11 protein-coding genes and 1 tRNA gene are annotated in these 20,253 nt (G+C 47.0%); 2 read left to right on the forward strand and 10 right to left on the reverse strand.

All coding sequences use genetic code 11. From position 1 onward, the window contains the following. Position 1: 1 nt before the first annotated feature. The 4 genes from ABDB98_RS09505 to ABDB98_RS09520 all read right to left on the reverse strand — a co-directional run bounded on the left by ABDB98_RS09505 (position 2) and on the right by ABDB98_RS09520 (position 12,104). Entirely contained in the window at positions 2-7,660 is a 7,659-nt protein-coding gene (locus ABDB98_RS09505) for an amino acid adenylation domain-containing protein (protein WP_438420013.1), read from the reverse strand. 476 nt (positions 7,661-8,136) lie between these two features. Then, a complete protein-coding gene (gene dacB / locus ABDB98_RS09510) occupies positions 8,137-9,612 on the reverse strand; it encodes a D-alanyl-D-alanine carboxypeptidase/D-alanyl-D-alanine endopeptidase (RefSeq protein WP_438420014.1) in 1,476 nt (491 codons plus the stop codon). Between the two features lie 19 nt (positions 9,613-9,631). Next, positions 9,632-10,600 carry an aldose 1-epimerase gene (locus tag ABDB98_RS09515; RefSeq protein WP_326351913.1) on the reverse strand — a complete coding sequence of 323 codons (969 nt, stop codon included), beginning with the start codon at positions 10,598-10,600 and terminating at the stop codon, positions 9,632-9,634. A gap of 115 nt (positions 10,601-10,715) precedes the next feature. Next, on the reverse strand, positions 10,716-12,104 hold the full coding sequence (locus tag ABDB98_RS09520; RefSeq protein WP_438420015.1) for an MATE family efflux transporter: 1,389 nt from the start codon (positions 12,102-12,104) through the stop codon (positions 10,716-10,718). A 228-nt stretch (positions 12,105-12,332) separates the two neighbouring features. On the opposite strand from ABDB98_RS09520, the gene ABDB98_RS09525 reads away from it, so the two are divergent. Then, on the forward strand, positions 12,333-12,875 hold the full coding sequence (locus ABDB98_RS09525) for an IseA DL-endopeptidase inhibitor family protein (protein WP_045926206.1): 543 nt from the start codon (positions 12,333-12,335) through the stop codon (positions 12,873-12,875). 319 nt (positions 12,876-13,194) lie between these two features. Here ABDB98_RS09525 and ABDB98_RS09530 read toward each other — a convergent pair. The 3 genes from ABDB98_RS09530 to ABDB98_RS09540 all read right to left on the reverse strand — a co-directional run bounded on the left by ABDB98_RS09530 (position 13,195) and on the right by ABDB98_RS09540 (position 14,401). After that, positions 13,195-13,267, reverse strand: a tRNA-Arg gene (locus tag ABDB98_RS09530). A 42-nt stretch (positions 13,268-13,309) separates the two neighbouring features. Then, complete coding sequence (locus tag ABDB98_RS09535) at positions 13,310-13,855, reverse strand: site-specific integrase (protein ID WP_045926205.1); 546 nt, start codon at positions 13,853-13,855, stop codon at positions 13,310-13,312. A 315-nt stretch (positions 13,856-14,170) separates the two neighbouring features. Then, complete coding sequence (locus ABDB98_RS09540; protein ID WP_438420016.1) at positions 14,171-14,401, reverse strand: excisionase family DNA-binding protein; 231 nt, start codon at positions 14,399-14,401, stop codon at positions 14,171-14,173. A 243-nt stretch (positions 14,402-14,644) separates the two neighbouring features. On the opposite strand from ABDB98_RS09540, the gene ggt reads away from it, so the two are divergent. Next, on the forward strand, positions 14,645-16,420 hold the full coding sequence (gene ggt, locus ABDB98_RS09545) for a gamma-glutamyltransferase (protein ID WP_438420017.1): 1,776 nt from the start codon (positions 14,645-14,647) through the stop codon (positions 16,418-16,420). A 46-nt stretch (positions 16,421-16,466) separates the two neighbouring features. Here ggt and ABDB98_RS09550 read toward each other — a convergent pair whose 3' ends face one another. From ABDB98_RS09550 to thrS, 3 genes are all read right to left on the reverse strand, one after another. Further along, a complete protein-coding gene (locus ABDB98_RS09550) occupies positions 16,467-17,642 on the reverse strand; it encodes an MFS transporter (protein WP_438420018.1) in 1,176 nt (391 codons plus the stop codon). Between the two features lie 139 nt (positions 17,643-17,781). Further along, the gene (locus ABDB98_RS09555; protein WP_007407355.1) at positions 17,782-18,084 is read right to left on the reverse strand and encodes an ArsR/SmtB family transcription factor; all 303 of its coding nucleotides are present in this window, start codon (positions 18,082-18,084) and stop codon (positions 17,782-17,784) included. 31 nt (positions 18,085-18,115) lie between these two features. Further along, positions 18,116-20,044 (reverse strand): threonine--tRNA ligase, encoded by a 1,929-nt coding sequence (gene thrS / locus ABDB98_RS09560; protein WP_438420019.1) that lies wholly within the window; start codon positions 20,042-20,044, stop codon positions 18,116-18,118. Positions 20,045-20,253 lie beyond the last annotated feature (209 nt).

Here is a 20,253-nt window from a genome sequence, read left to right on the forward strand (position 1 = left end):
ATTAAAGTCCTTTTACGAGATCTTCAATGCTTGATAGTGCTTGAGCGGTCAATTCTGTATGGCTGTAATCAGTTAATGTTTTTTCCCGCTCTTTCCTGCCAGAACAGTGGGCGATAATGTCCTCAAGATGAGTTTGGAAACGATTCATGAAAGACTCAACTGCCCCCGGTGCAAATACGCCGGTATAAACGGCTTTTACCTCCAGACGTCCGTCCGCCGCCATCGCATTAATATCCAGGTCAAACTCACGGAGGCGCCCGGCCGCTATATCATGCTGCGGCTTGAACGGCGACATCTTCAGTCCTCCCTCAAGACCGTCAAACGCACCGAGATAGTTAAAGCTTATTTCTGGGTCTTTATAAAGAATGTTTCGCGAATATCTCAGCAGCCCGTAGCCGGTTCCGTAATGAGGAACCCGCCTCATCATGTCTTTTACCGTCTTTATGCGGTGAGCGGTTTTTTCGCCTGAGCCGTCCGGCACTCTCATATCTAAGAGCACAGGATAAACAGATGTAAACCAGCCTGCCGTTCTCGAAATATCAATGTCAGGCATATGACCCTGCCGTCCGTGTCCTTCAGTGCTGATAAGCAGCTGTTCAGAACCCGTCCACTCATGGAGCGCCATTCCAAGCGCCGTTAAAAGCAATTCATGAACATCCGTGCCGTATGCCTGCTGTGTTTCTAAAAGCAGCTGTTTTGTGAGCCCGCTGCTTAATATCCACGATGCCGTGCGCGCGTTTTCCTGCATCCGTCCGGCATTTCCATCATTTATTTTCGGCAGCGGCGCTGTTTCAAAAGACATCACACTGTCCCAGTACGTGGCTTCTTCAAGCAGCGCTTTGCTTTTGGATATGTCAAAAAGTTGTTCGGCATATGTGATATAAGAATCGCTTTTCGGCGGCAGTTTGATTTGTTGGCCTTCTAATGCCTGCTGATAAGCTGTCTGCAGATCTTCAAGCAATATTCTCCACGACACGCCGTCCGTGATAAGGTGATGAATCGCAATCAGCAGATGATCCGCTTCTTTCAGCCGGAACACTCCGAGATGAAACAGAGGACCTTGATCAAGGCGCATGGCTTGCTGTATTTCTTTTTCTTCGGCGGCTATCCGTTTTTCCGGCTGTGTTTCTTCTGAAAGATCTATGACGTTAAGCGTAAAGATTTCTTCATGCCGCTCTGTGATTCCGCGGTTATATTGAACAACTTCCCCATGCTCATTTTCAGTGAATGTCATTCGCAGCGCATCGTGATGTTCTGTCAGCGAGCGAACCGCCTGAGACAAAGCATTTATTTGGAATCTCTCTTCACTGCACAGCATGACTGATTGGTTATAATGAAGATCAAAAGCACCCGGTTCCTCAAAAAATCTCTTCTGGATCGGTGTCAGCGGAGCGCTTCCTTCTATCGGCCCCTGATCAGCCATTGCAACAGCCGGCGTGAGGTGCTTCGCGAGTTCTGCAATCGTCGGGAACTGAAACAAATCGCGGATCGACATGTTCCAGCCTTCTCCGGCGAGTCGGGCTGACACTTGAAGCGCCTTAATGGAATCTCCCCCAAGCTCAAAGAAAGAGTGATGAATGCCCGCTTTCTGAATATGAAGCACATCTTCCCAAATCCGGCATAACAGCGCCTGTTTTTCATCGCCGGGCGCGACAAATGCCTGTGATGAATGTATCTCTTCTGCCGGCAGAGCCGATTTATCAAGTTTGCCGTTCAGTGTCAGAGGCATGCTGTCTAAACCGATAATATGAGACGGCATCATATAAGCAGGAAGCTCCTGCATAAGAAACTCGCGAAGCGATGAGATATCAGCTGTTTTAGGTATGATGTACGCCGCTAATCTGCCCTGTCCTTCGGCATCTTTCATCATGGTAACAGCCGCTTCTTTGACTTGATCGTGTTTCAAAAGCACACTTTCAATTTCTCCCGTCTCAATTCTGTATCCTCTGATTTTTACCTGCTTATCAATCCGCCCTTGAAAACGAAGAATGCCATCCGGCAGCCAGCAAGCCTGATCTCCGGTTCTGTAAAGTATTTCTCCCGTTTGTAACGGGTCGCTGAATGCGCCCTTTGTCAGCTCCGGCTGTCCCCAATATCCTTTGGCGACGCCGGCGCCTCCGATATACAGCTCTCCAAAAACGCCGATCGGCTGAACCTGTTTGTCTTTGTTTAAGACGTACATTTGCACATTCGGAAGCGGAACACCGATCGGCACATCATCTTCCCGCGGCTTTTCGCTCATTTTGGCTTCATAATACGAAGAATCAATTGTCGCTTCTGTTACACCGTAGCTGTTTATGATCCGCATGTTTTCTCCGAAACGCTTATGAAGCGTATAAAAATCCTTCGCTTTGATCATATCTGAGCCCAGCACCAGTACTTTTACACTTTGCAGTGCTAGGTTCCGGCGATATATATATTCCATAAACGGAACAATCAGCGCGGGTGTCGACTCCATAAATGTGATACGGTGCTGATCAATGAGCTGATAAAGCTGTTTCGGCTCAAGCCGGACGTCATCCGGACAAATAACAAGCGTTCCTCCATTTAGCAAGGCGCGGGCAAGATCTCCTGAAAAGACATCAAATGAGAAACTCGCCATCTGCAGCACCTTGACCGGTATACGGTCAAGCTCATAAATGCTGCGCCATGCAAGTGCTGCATGGGTAAAGCTGCGGTTTCTGACTTCGACTCCCTTCGGCGTTCCCGTCGTTCCCGAAGTATATATAATATAAGCAGTATCATCCGGAGACACTGCCGGATGAATATTCTCCGCACAAATATCGTATTGATCTTCCTGATCGAGCTGAATGAGCAACAAATTGTGATCCGCAAGCTGCAAAGCAAGCTCTTTGTATTCAGACTGCACCAACAAGACGGATGCCGCGCTGTCCTTTAATAAATAGCGAATTCGTTCCTTCGGATAATGTGAATCAATGGGGATATACGCCCCTCCCGATTTCATGACGGCAAGAACACTGACGATCGCTTCAATCGAACGATTTGCCAATATAGCTGCTCTTTTTCCCGGACCGAATCCATTTTTGTGTAATGTTCGTGCAAGCCGATTTGCCCGCTCATTAAGCTGCAAATAGCTGATCTGTTGTGTTCCTTCAATGACGGCCGTCTGATGAGGCGTTTCTGCTGCTTTCGCTTCAAATAGCTGATGGAACAGTTTGTATTTTTCCGAGAACTCGGTTTGTGTGTTATTAAAATCAGTCAGTATCTTTTGCTTTTCCTCTTCTGTCAACATATCAGCTTTTGATAGTGTGACTTCCGGTTCGGCGGCAACATGGCGCAAGAGATTCAGTAAGTGGCCCATCCAGCGTTCAATCGTTTCTTTCATAAAAAGCTCGGTGCTGAATTCCATTTCAAAGCGGATGTTTCCATCGGATTCAGCAGCTGATAAGGTCAGGTCAAAACTTGATACATCATGTTCGGTATGCTCTGATCGTGACGCCTTCAGCCCGGCCAGATTTATCTCTTCTCGCTCCATATTCTGAAGAATAAACATCGCATCAAACAGCGGATTGCGGCTCATGTCCCGCTGCACGCCGAGCCGTTCCACAAGCTCTTCAAACGGATAGTCCTGATGCTCATACGCTTCCAGTGCGGCCTGGCGGACTTCCGCCAAGTAATCGGTAAACCGTTTGTCTCCTTTCGGCTCCGTTCTGATGGCTAGCGTGTTGACGAACATCCCGAGAATCGGTTCAAGGTCTTTGTGCGGACGCCCGGCAATCGGCGAGCCGACGATGATGTCTTCTTGTCCGCTCAGACGCGCGAGCAGCGTATTGTACGCGGCGAGAAGCACCATGTACAAAGTGGAGCCGTGATCGCGGGCGATGCGGTGAAGGCCGGATGCCGTTTCAGCGTCAAGCGTGCACGATACGTTCCCGCCCGCAAAGCTTCTGACAGCCGGGCGGGGCTTGTCAGCCGGAAGCTCAAGCACCGGAAGCTCTCCTTCTAGCCGCTTCAGCCAGTAGGCTTCCTGCTTCTGGTATCCTTCCTTCTCCTGAAACGACCGCTGCCAGACGGCAAAGTCTTTATATTGAAGGCGCATCGGCTTAAGCGAACGGCCGGCGTACAGCTCGCCGAATTCTTTAATCAAGGTGTTGACGGACACACCGTCGGAAATAATGTGATGCATATCCGTTAATAAAAGATGGCGTTCGTCCGATTCTTTCACGAGGGCCGCCCGGAAGAGCGGCGCTTCCTCCAGACAAAACGGCCGGACGAATGCGTCTGCTGACTCGGCCTCATCCAGTTGAAACGTCACACTGTCATAGATGCGCTGCACCGGTTCGCCGTCATGCCCCGTTTCAAAGGATGTTCTGAGCGACTCGTGCCGCTCGACAAGCTGCCGGAATGTCTCCTCCAGCCGGCCGCGGTCAAGCGGCCCCGTCAGTTCCAGCACTGCCGGCATATTGTAGCCGACACCGCCGTCTTCAAGCTGCTGGAGCACATACATCCGTTTCTGCGCTGAAGACACCGGATAGGTGTCCTGTGTTTTCGCCGGCTGAATCGCTTCATACGGACTTTCTTCGAGGTCCTGAATGACCGTAGCGAGCTCTTCCACCGTCGGCCGGGCGAAGATGTCCTGTAACGGCACCTGAACACCGAACTCTTTGGCGATGCGGGAGACGAGAGCCGTCGCTTTTAACGAATGGCCGCCCCGCTCAAAAAAGTGATCCCGGATGCCGACGGGGCCGTTTTTCAGCACCTCTTCCCAAAGGGCGCAAAGCTTCATTTCCGTGACGTTCCGCGGTGCGGTGTACGCCTGTCTGCCTGCCGCTCCGTCAGGAGCCGGCAGCGCGCGGCGGTCAAGCTTTCCGCTCGGTGTGACCGGCCACTCGCTCATCTCTATAAACTGAGCCGGCATCATGTAGGCCGGAAGGCGTGTCGCAAGCTCCGTCCGCACGTCATCGCTTTCCCGTCCTTCGATATAGGCGTAAAGCGCGGTTTCGCCGTGTTCGGTCCGGGCGGTGACCGCCGCCTCACGAATGCCGTCAATGCGCCGGATCGCAGCTTCGATTTCCCCCGGTTCGATCCGATAGCCGCGGACTTTCACCTGTCCGTCTGAACGGCCGAGCCATTCGACAAGCCCGTCTTCAGTCCAGCGTGCGATATCGCCCGTCTGATACATGCGCTCTCCCGGATAAAACGGATCATCGAGAAAACGTTCTGCCGTCAGTTCAGGACGGTTCAAATAGCCCCGGGCCACCCCTGTCCCCGCGATGTACAGCTCTCCGGCAACGCCCGCAGGCTGAACGGTTCCCCCGCCGTCTAACACATAAAGACGGGCACCCGGAACGGGTTTTCCGATCGGAAGCCTTGTCCGTCCGCTGTCCCGTTTTCGGTCACAGACATAAAACGCCGCATCAACCGTTGCTTCTGTCGGCCCGTAGCCGTGAATGAGCACGGTCTCCGGCAGAAGATCGGCAAACCGGGCAGCTGTAAGCGGTGAAAGAGCTTCCCCGCCGGCAAACACGCGTGTCAAGGTTTTGCCGAGACGGATTCTTGTTTCCTCAGGCTCTGTTTCCAGCGCATCTAAAAAGCTGTTGACCATCGCCGGAATAAAATGCGCGGTCGTCACCTTTTCAGAGGCAAACGCTTCGATCATCAGCGCGGGATCTTTCTCCCATCCGGCCGGAAGCAAATACACGGAGGCGCCTGACATCGTCCACCAAAACAATTGCCAGATGGAAGCGTCGAAGGAAAAGGATGATTTCAGCACGATTAGATCCTCTTCCGTTAACGGAAACTGCCCTTGCATCCCGGATAAAAAGGCGGCGGCCTGACGGTGTTCAACAGCCACCCCCTTCGGTGTTCCCGTCGAACCGGACGTGTAAATAATATAAGCGAGCGAATCGGCATCCGCTTCTTCAGAGACAGCCCCTGTCTCCGTCTCACCTGTAAGGGCAGAAAGAGACACTTCTAGCGTCTCGCCGGAAAAACCGGGAACGGATAACCCCGACTGTTGAAGCAGGAGACAGGCGCCGCTGTCATCGAGCATATAGCGCAGCCTGTCCTCCGGATATTCCGGGTCAAGCGGCACGTAGGCGCCGCCCGCTTTTAACACGGCAAGCACTGAAATCACCATCTCCGGCGAGCGTTCAGCGAGCACGCCGACCTTGCTTTCTTTGCGGACGCCTTTTTGGCGGAGCCGAACAGCGAGTCTGTCTGTGTACCTGTCAAGCTCGGCGTACGTCAGCATACCGTCCGGGAAACGAAGCGCCGGACGATGCTGCGAAAGCGCGGCGCGGCGGGTAAACAGCCCGTGAAGCGTCGGAGCCGGCGGTTCAGCCGCTTCTGTACGGTTAAACGCAGTTAACACCCGTTTCTTTTCTTTTTCATCCGCCATATCAATATGCCGAATCAGCCGGTTTGGATTTCTAACGGCATTTTCAACAATGGTCAGCAAATGAGTTTGAATCCGTTTAATCGATGTTTCAGTAAATAAAGCGGATTGATAATCAAAATTCAGCTCAATCAATCCCGTATCTGTCCGCTCCTTAATTAAAATGGACAGCTCATTTGCCGTATGCCCGCTGAAAAACATCGCCGTTTCATAATCGAAACCTTCCGCCTGACGCCATGCGAGAGGCTGGTATTGCATCGAAATCCCGATGATATTTTGCAGATCGTGATGAATCTGCCTTAATTCATTGACAAAAAGATTGTAAGGATATTTCTGGTGCCGCATAACAGACAGCTGCTGTTTTCCTACACTGCGGACAAAAGACAGGAACTCCGCATCCGGATCTGCCGTCATTCTGATCGGCAGTGTGCTGACAAACATGCCGAGCATATCCTTTTCGAGCTTGGAGCCCCGGTTTCCGTAATAAGTACCGATGGCAATATCCTTTTTAGCCGTCAGACGGCTGATGCATATGTATAACGAAGCCATAAACAGAGAGATGATGCTGACATTATGATCTTTGCAAAAACGCCGGATTGATTGTTCTAAGGAGTGGGAAAGAGTGATTGTATCTCTGGAAGCTGCAGTGCTTTGTCTAAGATGAGAGGTTCGTTCCGCAAGTGAAAGGTGTTCAGGAACAGTTCGGTACGTTTCAGTCCAAAATGAACGATCTTTTTGAAAACGGGAAGATTGTAAATATTGCTGTTCTTTTTCCATGTAGCTGAGATAGGAAGGACTTTGATGGTCGGCCAAATCCTCGCTTCGCATGATTTTTTGATAGATTTCAATGAGCTGATTGCCAAGCAGATTGAGCGAGATGCCGTCCATGATAATATGGTGAAATTTTGAATAAAGCCAAACTTCTTCGTCTGACATGACAAGCAGAGTAAATTGATACAGCGGTGAATGAAACAGCTTGAACGGAACACGCGTCTGTTTGTCAATCCATGCATCCCGCTCTGATTGATCCATATGAGTAAAATCAACGGTCTCTAAAGAAATCGGCCGATGCCCGGCCAGATACAGCTGGGGTTCTGAGCCGTCCCCTTCCGTCAGTTGAAACCTGAGCGAATCATTTTGCAAGATAGAGAAATCTAAAGCACGGCGCAATACGTCAAAGTCGATGTTCCCCCTGAATTTGACGCACGCCGCGAGATTGCAGATACTTGTGCCTGGCTCGAGCAGCTCTGTAAACCAGACTCTTCTTTGGGCGTGAGTTAAAGAATAAACAGTGTTCTTCAATGGAATCCCTCCATTTCAATTTAAGAGGATAAGAAAGTGAAATAATTACAATTAAAATTCGACAGCATATGACTAAATCATCCATATAGCATTATTTTAAAACATATTTTAGAAATCACAATAAAAAAATTAAATTTTCTCTAACATTTTTTAGAATATAGTATATTATACTTACTTAGATTCTTCATTTCTATAATTTTTATACCATGTAAAACAGTATGTATGCACAGTGCAAACTGGTTCTTAAACACTATAATAAGGAATAAAATGTATAATAAATCGCGTCTTTAAAAAGATTTTGCCTCCCGGAAAGAAGTTTTTATAATAAAAATGAAAAATCGGTAACACTTAAGAAAAGAAAGTGTCAAAAAAGGCGGAATATTGAAGATATTACTTTTTGAAGAGATTGTTTCATAATAGCAATATAATATTCGTTTTCCATCAAAAAAAGCCGGATCCTATAAGGATCGGCTTTTTTATTGATTTGCCAGCACGACTGCGATCTTGTCTTCAATGTCTTTTCCGTCATCTTCGTCAAGCAATCCGTTTTGAAGCACGGAAAAAATAAGCGTATCCCCTGTTTTTGTTTCCGCATAGCCGGCAATTGAACTGACTGATGTTAGTGACCCGGTTTTCGCTTTAATTTTGCCTTCTGCAGGAGTATTCTTCAGCCGATTCCGAAGGGTGCCTCCCGTCATTCTGTCACTTGCACCGGCGACAGGGAGTGAACGAAGGAAAGCCGGGTACCACTTTTCTTTCTGAACGGCATACAAAAGCTCTCCGATTTGGCCGGCGGATACGCCGTTAATATGAGAAACGCCGGAACCGTCTCTGGCAATCAATTCATCCGGATTCAGCCCGAACGATTTGAGCTCCGATTTCATCACGTCCAAACCCTTTTCCCAACTGCCCTCTCCTTTTTTCACTTTCCCCATTTCCTTGATCAGAATTTCGGCGTGCCCGTTGTTGCTCAGTTTCATAAACGGGATCAATAATTCCGAAAGAGGCATGGATGTCCGTGATGTGACTGGCTTGGTGTGATGCGGCATGCGCCCGATTTTAATCTTCCCTTTTACAGTGATCCCCTGTTTAGTAAGCGCTTGTTTCCATAAATCTAACGCATAGGACGACGGATCCCACACTGCCGCCCATTCTCTTGCCTTTGCCGCGCCCGCCGGCATGGTTCCCTTTACCGTAATCACATTGCCCCCATGCTCCCGTTCAACCGTCAAATCTTTCTTTTCATCAGAAGCGACGGTTTTCACTTCATTTTTCACACGTACGACGTCCGTATGGGGAGAAATCGTAATATGCGCCTTTTTACCGGGCTGTTTCGCCGGGCTGATTTCCGCAATCACCGTTCCAGTATCATAATCCTCATTCGGTGAAGCGGTAAGAGCTGATACTTGCGCGCCATAATATTGGCCTTCATCGCTCCACGGAAGATCAACTGAATATCTGGTATCGTCATACCGTGAATCATCCCCGACCAGATCTCCTTGAATGACACGGATGCCTCTGGCTTTGACTTGTTTAGCCATCTTCTCAAAATCAGAAGCCAATAGGGTCGGATCGCCATTTCCTTTGAGATAAAGGTTTCCGCGCAGCTGTTTTCCTTTCACGGCGCCGTCTGCCCGTACTTCTGTTTTAAAGGTGTAATCTTCTCCGAGAACGGAAAGCGCCGCAGATGCCGTCAGCAGCTTCATCAGTGATGCAGGCCTCAGCCGCATATCTTCCCGGCTGCCGAACAGCACCTCCCCTGTTTTTGCCGATCGGACACTGACGCCTGCCGCGGCGCCCTTTAAGGCAGGTTCTTCATTCAGAATGTGTTCCAGCTCTTTTTGCAACGCATTTTTTTGTTCGGCCGCTTTGGCGGAATCATCAATATAAGGAACGGCGGCTATGACCAAAAGGAGAAACACCGCGGCCAAGCGTTTGACATATGTTTTCAATGTTATCCCCGCCTCTTTCTTATTCTTCGTCATGCAAAATGGTGATCCGGGATGACGCAGCCGCTTCTTCGCCTGGTTTCAGTATCTGAAGCCCCGTCAGTGATGCAGGCTGATTCAGATTAAATGCATCTGTAACGGAGGTATAAGGCTCAAGACTGACAAACCCTTGCTTTCCGTCACCGTTATATACCACCCAATGCTTGAAAGACGTGTCTGCCTGATACAAAACGGATAGCTGCTCATCAGGATGATAAATAACAGCTTCGTTATTGCCGCCATTCCGTCCGGAAGAAAGAAAAACATCGTCGAACTGCTTATTTTTCAAAGACATCCCGTTACGGAACGCTTCCTTATCAGGCACATCCAATAAACGGCCCGTCGGCACGAAACGCTCATTTAATTCCCACATGCGGTCAGCCGTCAGAAAAAGACGTGATCGCTCTTCGTTGAAAACAAAAGTTGAATGATAGCCCAGCCCCCAAGGAAAAGCCTCCGTTCCCTTGTTGATAATCAGCGCCCGCTGCGTAAACACATTGTTTTTTAATGTATAAGTCATCCGGACAATGACATCGTGCGGAAATTGTTTATGGACACGGGGAATTTCTGTAAGATCAATTTCTGTTTCGACTGTCAGTTCATCCGCCTCTTCTTTCGCCGCCGCCAATTTCCAATGCTGGTTGTGAAGAAAGCCGTGAATATGATTATGTTTATCCTCTTCGTTTATGTCAAATTGATACGTGCGGCCGTCAAAACGAAACGTCCCGTCCGTAATCCGGTTCGGCGGGAATAAAACGGGAATACCGTACAGCATCGGTTTTTCGCGAAATTGTTCCGCGGTTTCCGGTTCTCTCAGAATCTGCATACCGGTTCTTTTATCCCGGATCGCAATGACCTGTGAGCCCCATTCCGGCACAATGATGCATTCAGCCTGTTCAGTTTCCGCTTTTACGGCCGAAGCCCCTAAATAAGTCGTATGTTCAATCGTCATAAGCACCTGCCCTTTCCTTGTTTTCTAGCATGTATAGGAATTCCATTTTCTAAACTCATTTTCCTTCTCTGAAAAAAACATCGCCCGTATGAACTGAGCGATGTGCGGTAAAATCTTATTGAATCAACCGGGTAATCTGTTTTTTCTTCCATACAAACCTGTAATAGCCGTACTGCAGCAGCAGGCTGATGACAAAAGCCGCCGGATAACCGACCCAAATGCCGAGAATGCCGAGTTTCGTGTAATGAGATAGTATAAAGGCGACAGGCACCTCAATTCCCCAAATCGCAAAAATGCTGATAACAGTCGGCCATAATACCGTACCGCTCGCCCGCATTGTCGCTGAAACGATCTGAGCGTGACCGAAAATCAGATAGCTCCAAAGTGTAATCATAATAAGATTGCGGGCAATATGAAGCGTATCCTGATCGGTTAAAAACAAAGCCAGTATCTGCCGGGAGAAGGTGTAAATCAGCACAATCAAAACCCCGCCGATCAAATAATTCAGGCCGATGCCGACTTTGATGACCTGCTTCAGCCTGCCGAATTGATTGGCTCCTATGGATTGGGCGGCAAAAATTGAAACGGCGATACCGAGGCTTACCGCCGGCATCTGCACATAACTCGCCACTTGGTTAACGACCCCGTAAGCAGCCGTCGCGTTTGATCCATAATGATTCACAAAAGAGATGACCGCGATTTCAGAAAGTGATACGAGAATCATATTGATGCTCGACGGAATACCGAGCCGCAGTAAAAGCGCGAGCAGCTTTTTGTCCATTTTAAGAGAGCGGAACGCAGCCCGGTCAAATGCCAGCGGGTGCTTCTTTTTCCGCAAATAAACCATCAGCACGATAAATGTCACGATGTTTGAAATGACCGTTGCATACGCTGATCCGTAAATGCCGAACTTCGGAAGCCCGAAAAGTCCGAGAATCAATAAAGGCAAAAGCCCGATGTTAATGACCGTACTGACGATTAACGTATAAAACGGGGTCTTTGAATCTCCCGTTCCACGTAAAAATGTTGTATAAGCAAAATATAAAAACATCAGCGGCATCGCGCAAAACAAAATGCGCGCATATCGGACACTTACATCTATTACGTTTTCCGGCGTTCCCATCAGCCGCAAAATATCAAGCGTAAACACACTGCCGACAACTGCCAGAACAATTCCGAGCATAAAGGTAAACGTCAGCGTAGTGCCGACAATCGCCTTCATTCTCTCTTCGTTTTTCGCGCCGTAAGCCTGCCCGATCAGAATGGAACTTCCTGAACCGATTCCGATTGTAAAGGAAATCAGCAGGAAAAACAGCGGAAAAAAAGACGACACGGCGGCAAGCGCATCGACTCCGAGCCACCTTCCGACAAACACCATTCCGACCAATTGGCCGACAGATTGCAATACGTTGCTTAATAGCAGCGGGACTAAAAATAATGACATAGACCGCCAGACAGACTGGCCAGGGCCTTCCGCGGTCTCCAGATTATCTTGTACCTCCATATGTAGGACTCCTTTTTTGATTTTCTTCCATTTTATTATTCAGCAGACAACTTGTAAAAACCTTTTGTTCAATGAAACTCTTTATCTTTTTCTTCCGTCTTACATGGAAATAAATCATAAAAATAAAAAGTGCGGAAAATATTTCTGAAAAGGTATTGTAATCTTACCGTAATTATTGTAACATTTGTAACATAAGAGAAAGAGATTCGTTGAAGGAGAGATTAAATCATGAAAAAATGGCTATTATTCCTTACTACTATTACATTAATTCTATCACTGGGCACTGCGGCGACTGCCAAAAATACGCCTAATGACCTTACGCAAAAACAAGCACTTCAGCTGGCTCTGTCAGCAAGAGAACATTTTTGGAACACCATGAGCGGAGGAACGCTTAAGTCAAAAGCAAACTGCACATCCGAGCAGTTCGAATATCAAAATCTTCAATATGTATTCATGTGCAAAGAACTCGGAACAAAAGCGAAAGCCGTAAAATATCTGACACCCGCTTTTACAAAGCAGGCGATTGATAAAGGACTTAAAGAGTACCACTTCACTGTAAAAGACGGCAAATTGGCTGTTCCGGTCGGCGACGGAGATAACCTCCTGAATTGGAAAAAAGCAAAAATGACCCTTCTTTCTAAAAAAGGAAGCGTCCAAACGTACCGCTTCACTGTACCGACTCTTGACGGTTCTCCGTCAGCAAAACGCGACGTTACATTCGTAAAAGAAAACAACGTTTGGAAAGTCAATCAATTTGATGCTGTTATATAAAGAAAAGCCCGCTAAAAGCGGGCTTTTTTGAATGATGCAATTGGCGTAATTATAACCGAAAGGCTTTTCAGGTCACGAAATATAAAAGACTCCGTGAAGAAGATACACGAAACACCCTTGATCTGTTTGAAAAAATGCCTGACGTGAAAACATCAGTTTAGAAATGTGCAAAATTTGTGCAAAAAAAAATAAAATCACATCGTTTTTCAGCGGGTTCTTACACAAATAAAAAACTTACAAAAACGAGAAAAACCCTTGTTATACAAGGGTTTTTCTGTTTTGCCGACATTATTAATCTGCATCTATCTTATGCTGGAAACGCTCTAGGAGAGATTCGAACTCCCGACCTGCAGTTTAGGAAACTGCTGCACTATCCGCTGTGCTACTAGAGCCTGCTTATATTATAGTAACGCTGGCGGCCGTTTTTTTCAAGCCTACAGCCCGCCGAACACTTTATAAGCGGCTCGCGTCGTATCCTCATCTATTCCGATATAACGCATCGTAATAGACGGAGAAGAATGATTTAATATCCGCTGGAGTTCGGCAATATCTTTCGTCCTCTGATAAAAATGATACCCGAACGTCTTTCTCAGCGTATGCGTCCCGATCTCCTCCAATCCGCACGCAGCAGCTGCTTCTTTTAATATTCTGTATGCCTGAATCCGCGAAATAGGCTTATTCGTCCGTTTCGATTTAAACAAATAGTCATTCTCTTTCATGTCTTTTGTATATGCGTATATGTCGGCCTTTAGAGATTCCAATATTAGAATTTTTCTTTTCTTTCTCGTTTTGCTCTCAGTCGCCCATACATGGTCTTTGTTTCTGACATCCTTCACGCGAAGCGGCAGAACATCAGAAATCCGCAGTGCGCTGTTCATGCCGAAAATAAATAAAAAATAATCACGTTCACTTTTCTTCATTAAATACTGTTTGACTTCCTGGATCTTTTCCAAACTTCGAATCGGCTGTACGATATGCATCAAAAAACCCCTTATAATTGGTGAAGTAACATATTGAGCATTATGTTACTATTATAGCTGAAACCCATTGAATGATAAAGGATAAAGCCTCTTATGTAACATAATATACATAGTGTTACATAAAGAGAATGAGACACCATTTTTCAAAAAGATCCCTAAAAACATCGTTTATATCCCCGTGACGGGATTTTGGGACATCAGATCCTCTTAGTATTCAAAAAAGAAAACACCGCCCTTAAAACGGAATCTGAGCGTCCGGTTTTTTTGTGAACAGCCGAAGAAATGCAAAAAAAAGACACAATATGAAATTGTGTCCTAATCTTCGTCTTTTACATCAATGTCTTCAGGGAGCGGTTCATTTAAAAACTCCTGTATCATTTCTTTATATTTTTCCAGCTGTTCAATATGGGTTTGAAATTGTTCTTTGTTGATTAAATATTGCTGCCCGTCATGGATCGCTCTTATTTTATTCGTCAAAACAAGATTGTGTACATATTCTTCAGGAAGACTGGTAAACTCCGCTGTCTCTTTAATGGTTAAATACATGGCTCACGTTCCTTTCATATGTCATGTGAGTGAATTCTGTTTTGTTTATTGTAGCTTATTTTTTGCCTTAATGCTTGTTTCACAGCTTTTTCTGTCCGGTTTCCCATTTATCCCATTTGCGACTGATTACATTCACACAGAAACCCCGTCTTTTTACACACCGGACTATTCCGTTTGTCACTTGTGAAAACAGCACATTTTACTTACTCTATAATTGTAAGCGGAAAACAAAGGAGGCAGACTATGAAAAAGAAAAAGTTTATGAATCTCTGTTTTATCGTTCTGCTCAGTACTTTGCTCGCAGCCGGAAGCATCCCTTATCACGCTCAGGCTAAGAATCACCCGTTTTCCTATGATGACTACAAACAGGTAGATGTCGGCAAAGACGGCATGGTCGCCACCGCCCATCCTCTCGCTTCACAAATCGGTGCCGACGTGCTGAAAAAAGGCGGAAATGCAATTGACGCAGCAGTTGCCATTCAATTTGCATTAAACGTAACCGAACCGATGATGTCGGGAATCGGCGGCGGCGGATTTATGATGGTTTATGATGCGAAGACGAAAGACACCACCATTATCGACAGCCGGGAACGCGCACCGGAAGGCGCAGCACCGGATATGTTCCTGGACGAAAACGGCAAAGCCATTCCTTTCTCTGAGCGGGTTACGAAAGGGACTGCAGTCGGTGTTCCGGGAACATTAAAAGGACTTGAAAAAGCGCTCGACAAATGGGGCACCCGCTCCATGAAACAACTCATCACCCCTTCCATTAAACTTGCCTCAAAAGGCTTTCCGATTGATTCGGTTTTAGCTGACGCCATCTCAGATTATAAAGACAAATTATCACACACTGCTGCAAAAGACGTGTTTCTTCCAAACGGAGAACCTCTGAAAGAAGGAGACACACTCGTCCAAAAAGACTTAGCCAAAACATTTACAGCTATTAAGTACAAAGGCACAAAAGCGTTCTATGACGGAGCATTCTCCCAAAAGCTCGCGGAAACAGTGCAGGAATTCGGCGGCTCAATGACAGAAAAAGATATTAAAAACTTCAATGTGACGATTGACGAACCGATCTGGGGAGATTACCAGGGCTACCATATCGCAACTGCTCCTCCTCCAAGCTCCGGCGGTGTTTTCCTGTTGCAAATGCTGAACCTTCTGGATGATTTTAAGCTTTCCCAATATGATATCCGTTCTTGGCAAAAATATCAGCTTCTCGCAGAAACAATGCATTTGGCTTATGCTGACCGTGCCGCATTTGCCGGGGATCCAGAATTCGTCAACGTCCCTCTCAAAGGTCTCTTGAATCCAGATTATATCAATGCCCGCAGACAGCTGATAGATATGAATAAAGTGAATAAAAAACCGAAAGCCGGCGATCCTTGGGCTTATCAGGAAGGCTCTGCAAACTATAAACAAGTCGAACAGCCGACTGATAAACAAGAGGGTCAAACGACTCACTTCACGGTAACCGATCGCTTCGGCAATGTTGTATCTTATACAACAACGATTGAACAGCTGTTCGGTTCCGGCATTATGGTTCCCGGATATGGCGTTGTTTTGAACAATGAATTAACAGACTTCGACGCGGTGCCGGGCGGCGCAAATGAAGTGCAGCCGAATAAACGTCCGCTCAGCAGCATGACTCCGACCATTTTATTTAAAAATAACGAACCCGTCCTGACTGTCGGCTCCCCCGGCGGAGCAACGATTATTTCTTCCGTTCTGCAAACGATCCTGAACAAAGTCGAGTACGGTATGGATCTGAAAGCGGCGGTCGAAGAACCGAGAATTTACACAAACAGCATGACGTCCTATCGTTATGAAAAAGGAGTGCCGGAAGAAGCCCGCACAAAACTGAACGAAATGGGGCATAAATTCGGCAGCAGTCCGGTTGATATCGGAAACGTGCAAAGCATCCTGATCGATCGTGAAAACGGCACCTTCACCGGCGTTGCCGACTCCAGCCGAAACGGAGCCGCAATCGGCGTAAACTTGAAGAAATGTGAAAAATAACAAAACAAAAAGCCTCATTTCTCAAACTGAGAAACGAGGCTTTTGTTTATTCGGCACTGTATTCGGATGAGGTTTTTTCAGACATTAACAACATAAGTGAAAGTACGCCGCACATCGCAATGACAACACCGCCTGCACCAATCCATGTCACTGACGCAAGAGACAGATGAGTGACAACAATGCCCCCGATACCTGCCCCGGCAGCCATCGCCAGCTGCATCATAGACTGGTTGAGGCCAAGTAATACACCTGATGATTCCGGCTCCATCGTTGCCAAATGATATTGCTGAGCCGGCCCGGATGACCAGGCGGAAAAGGACCAAAATATAAGCACTGCCGCCGCTCCGGCAGCAGAATGTGTAACAAAGGGCAATAACATGAGCATGATAGCATGAAGCGCCATTCCGCCGGTTAATGTGAGACGCGCCCCCCATTTGTCTGCGCTGAAACCGCCCGCTTTAGAGCCGGCAAGACTTGCAACCCCGAAAATAAGCAGCAATGTGCTCAGCATTCCGCTGCTGATATGAGTAACGTTCAGTAAAAACGGCGAAAGGTACGTATACGCAACCGAATAGCCTCCAAGCCAAAAAAACGTGATGGCCAGGCCGACAGCCACTTTTCGTTTCTTCAAAAAAGAAAGCTGCTGAATGAGCGGCACGGGTTTATCTCCTTTTATCTCAGGCAGCGCGAAACGTATAATCAGCATGGCAATGGTTCCGAGTGCCGCAATACCGGCGAAAACCATCTTCCAGCCGAAAGCTTCAGACACGGTTCTTCCGATCGGAACACCGATAATGAGCGCAGCCGTAAATCCCATAATGACTGACGCAAGAGAGCTTGCCTGCTTTCCCGGAGGAGCGATTTTTGCTGCGATCGTAAGCGCGGTTACCACCACGGTTCCCGCTCCAAGCGCCATGATCACCCGCGCTCCCGCAAATAAGCCGAATCCCTGCACAAGGAAAGAAATGATATTTCCGATAACAAACAGCCCCAGAGCATAGATCATAAGCTTCCTTCTGTCCAGCCTTGCTGTCAGAACCATCACGACGGGCGTTCCGATTGCATAAACGAGTGAAAAAATTGTAATCAGCTGCCCTGCCGCTGCCACAGTGACGCCCAAAGAACCTGCAATTTTATCAAGCACTCCGGATATCACATATTCAGAGGTCCCAACTAAAAAGCTAATAATCGCTAAAATGTAAACCTTCCATGTATTTTTCATCTGATACACTCCTTCATTGATGATTTATATAAAGATATATTGGGATATATCGATATAAAGGATTAAAACAGAAACAAATCGCAATATGTCGATATGTAATCAGAAAAAGAAACTGAATCCCTCTTCAAAGGATTCAGCCCTACATTTCGCGCTGAAAATAATCGGCCATCGCCTTTATCGCTTCTTCATCTCTTTTATAATAGGTATATTTGCCGATCCGTTTCGTTTGGATAAGGCCCGCCCGCTGAAGAATGGAAAGATATTGAGACGCCGTTGACTGTGTCATCTGAAGCTTATCGGTGATCTGACTTACACATACTCCGATTTCATTCATATCAATGCCATCATGCGGGGCGAAGTGACGGTCCGGCTCTTTCAGCCATTGTAAAATCTCAAGCCGGGACTCATTAGACAACGCTTTAAAAACATCAATAGGTTTCATACGTTTTATTATATCGTGATTTTGCGATATGTCAATGTCGATTTACTTGAATCTCTTGTTTTGTTTCATTTATGATCCGGGAAACAAAATCACTCACACTCTCTTCAAATGTGTCTTCCCGTCCGTATTGTCTTACCTGTACAGATTGATGGCGGCACTCGTGATCCCCCACAACAGCAATATACGGTATTTTTTTCATTTGTGCTTCTCTGATTTTATACCCGAGTTTTTCATCCCGCTGATCAAGCTCAGCCCTGATACCCGCGTTCTTCAGCTGCCGGTGCGCCTGTTGTGCGCAGTCCCGGTGTGCGGTATTTGATACCGGGATGATTTTTGCCTGTACCGGAGCAAGCCATAAAGGGAACGCTCCCCCGAAATGTTCAGTAATGATTCCGAAAAATCTGTCAAGAGATCCGAATACCGCCCGGTGAATAACAACAGGACGGACTTTTTGATTTTTTTCATCAATATATGTTAAATCAAATTTCTCCGGCATTTGAAAATCGAGCTGGACAGTAGCGCATTGATGGCTTCGATTCAGCGCATCTTTTATATGAATATCAATTTTCGGGCCGTAAAATGCGCCATCCCCCCGATTAAACCGAAAATGATATCCCTGTTCTTTTAATACTTTCTCTAGTGCGCTCTCAGCTCGGTTCCACAAATGTTCGCTTCCCATGTAATTGTCCGGTCTTGTTGACAGCTCAATATCATAGGAAAAACTGAATGCGGTGTACACCTCGTGAATCAGCTGAAGCGCTGAAGTGATTTCGCTCTCGATCTGATCAGGCGTTACAAAAATATGCGCATCATCCTGGCAAAAGGACCTGACGCGAAGCAGGCCATTGAGCGCCCCGCTGAATTCGTGACGGTGCACCTGGCCGAATTCAGCCATCCGAATCGGAAGATCGCGATAAGAACGAAGCTTTTCTTTAAAAATGAGCATGTGGCCGGGACAGTTCATCGGCTTTAACGCGAAGCGCTGATGATCGGCTTCTGAGAAATACATATTCTCTTTATAATGATCCCAATGGCCTGATTGCTCCCAAAGACGCTGGTTCATCATCATAGGTGTGCGCACTTCCTGATAATGATAGGCATCCTGCTTTGAACGCAGAAATGATTCAAGCGTATTTCGGATGAACTGACCGTTCGGCAGATAAAAAGGCATACCCGGCGCTTCTTCTGAAAACATAAAAAGCTGTAATTCCGCTCCCAATTTTCGATGATTTCTCTTCTCCGCCTGTTTTATCAGCTGAAAATGCCTGTTCAGCTCCTTTTTTGAAGAAAATGCCTTCCCATAAATGCGCTGCAGCATTTTTTGATTGCTGTCGCCCCGCCAATAAGCCCCTGACACATGAGTAAGCGAAAAAGCTTTTATCTGACCGGCAGACGCCAAGTGCTGCCCCCGGCATAAATCAATGAAGTCGCCCTGACGGTAAATACTGATTGTATCCTGCTGCGAAATATCGGCTAAAAGCTCGAGCTTCAGCGGCTCGTGAGCAAACAGATGCTCTGCCTCTTCTCTGGAGATTTCTTCTCTGATAATTTCCGGATTTTCAGAAATGATTCGGTTCATCTCTTTTTCAATGACGGCCAATTCTCTTTCTGTAATCGTTTCATTCATGTCAAAATCATAATAAAAGCCATTTTCAATAACGGGACCGATCCCTAAACAGACCTTCGGATACAGACGTTTTACCGCTTGCGCCAATACGTGCGCTGCTGTGTGTCTCATCACTCCCAGCCCCTCTTCAGACTGAAAACTGCACAGTTCAATTTCAGCGTCTTCATGAATGCTTCTTCTAAGGTCATATAACGATCCGTTTACCTTGCCGGCGGCTGATGTCTTTTTCAAAGCCGGACTGATTGATTGGGCGATCTCTTCTAACGTAACGCCTTTTTGGTATTCTTTTTGTTTCCCGTCAGGAAAAGTAATGACAATGTGCGGTTTCTTCACGGTCTGATCTCTCCTTTATTTTTAAGAAAATAAAAACACACTCATCCCAAAGCAAGGGGCGAGTGTGTGTCAGACCCGCGGTTCCACCCAAATTCCCGCCACTTCAAGCGGCGGCTCATTGTTGCCGTAACGCGGCTGTACGGTATCGGCTGCTTTCGTTCACCGATACAGCTCAAAAGGCGGTAAGCCCATTCTTCGTGCCGGGAAGG

The organism is Bacillus siamensis, assembly GCF_051628075.1.
GTDB classification, from domain to species: Bacteria; Bacillota; Bacilli; order Bacillales; family Bacillaceae; genus Bacillus; species Bacillus siamensis.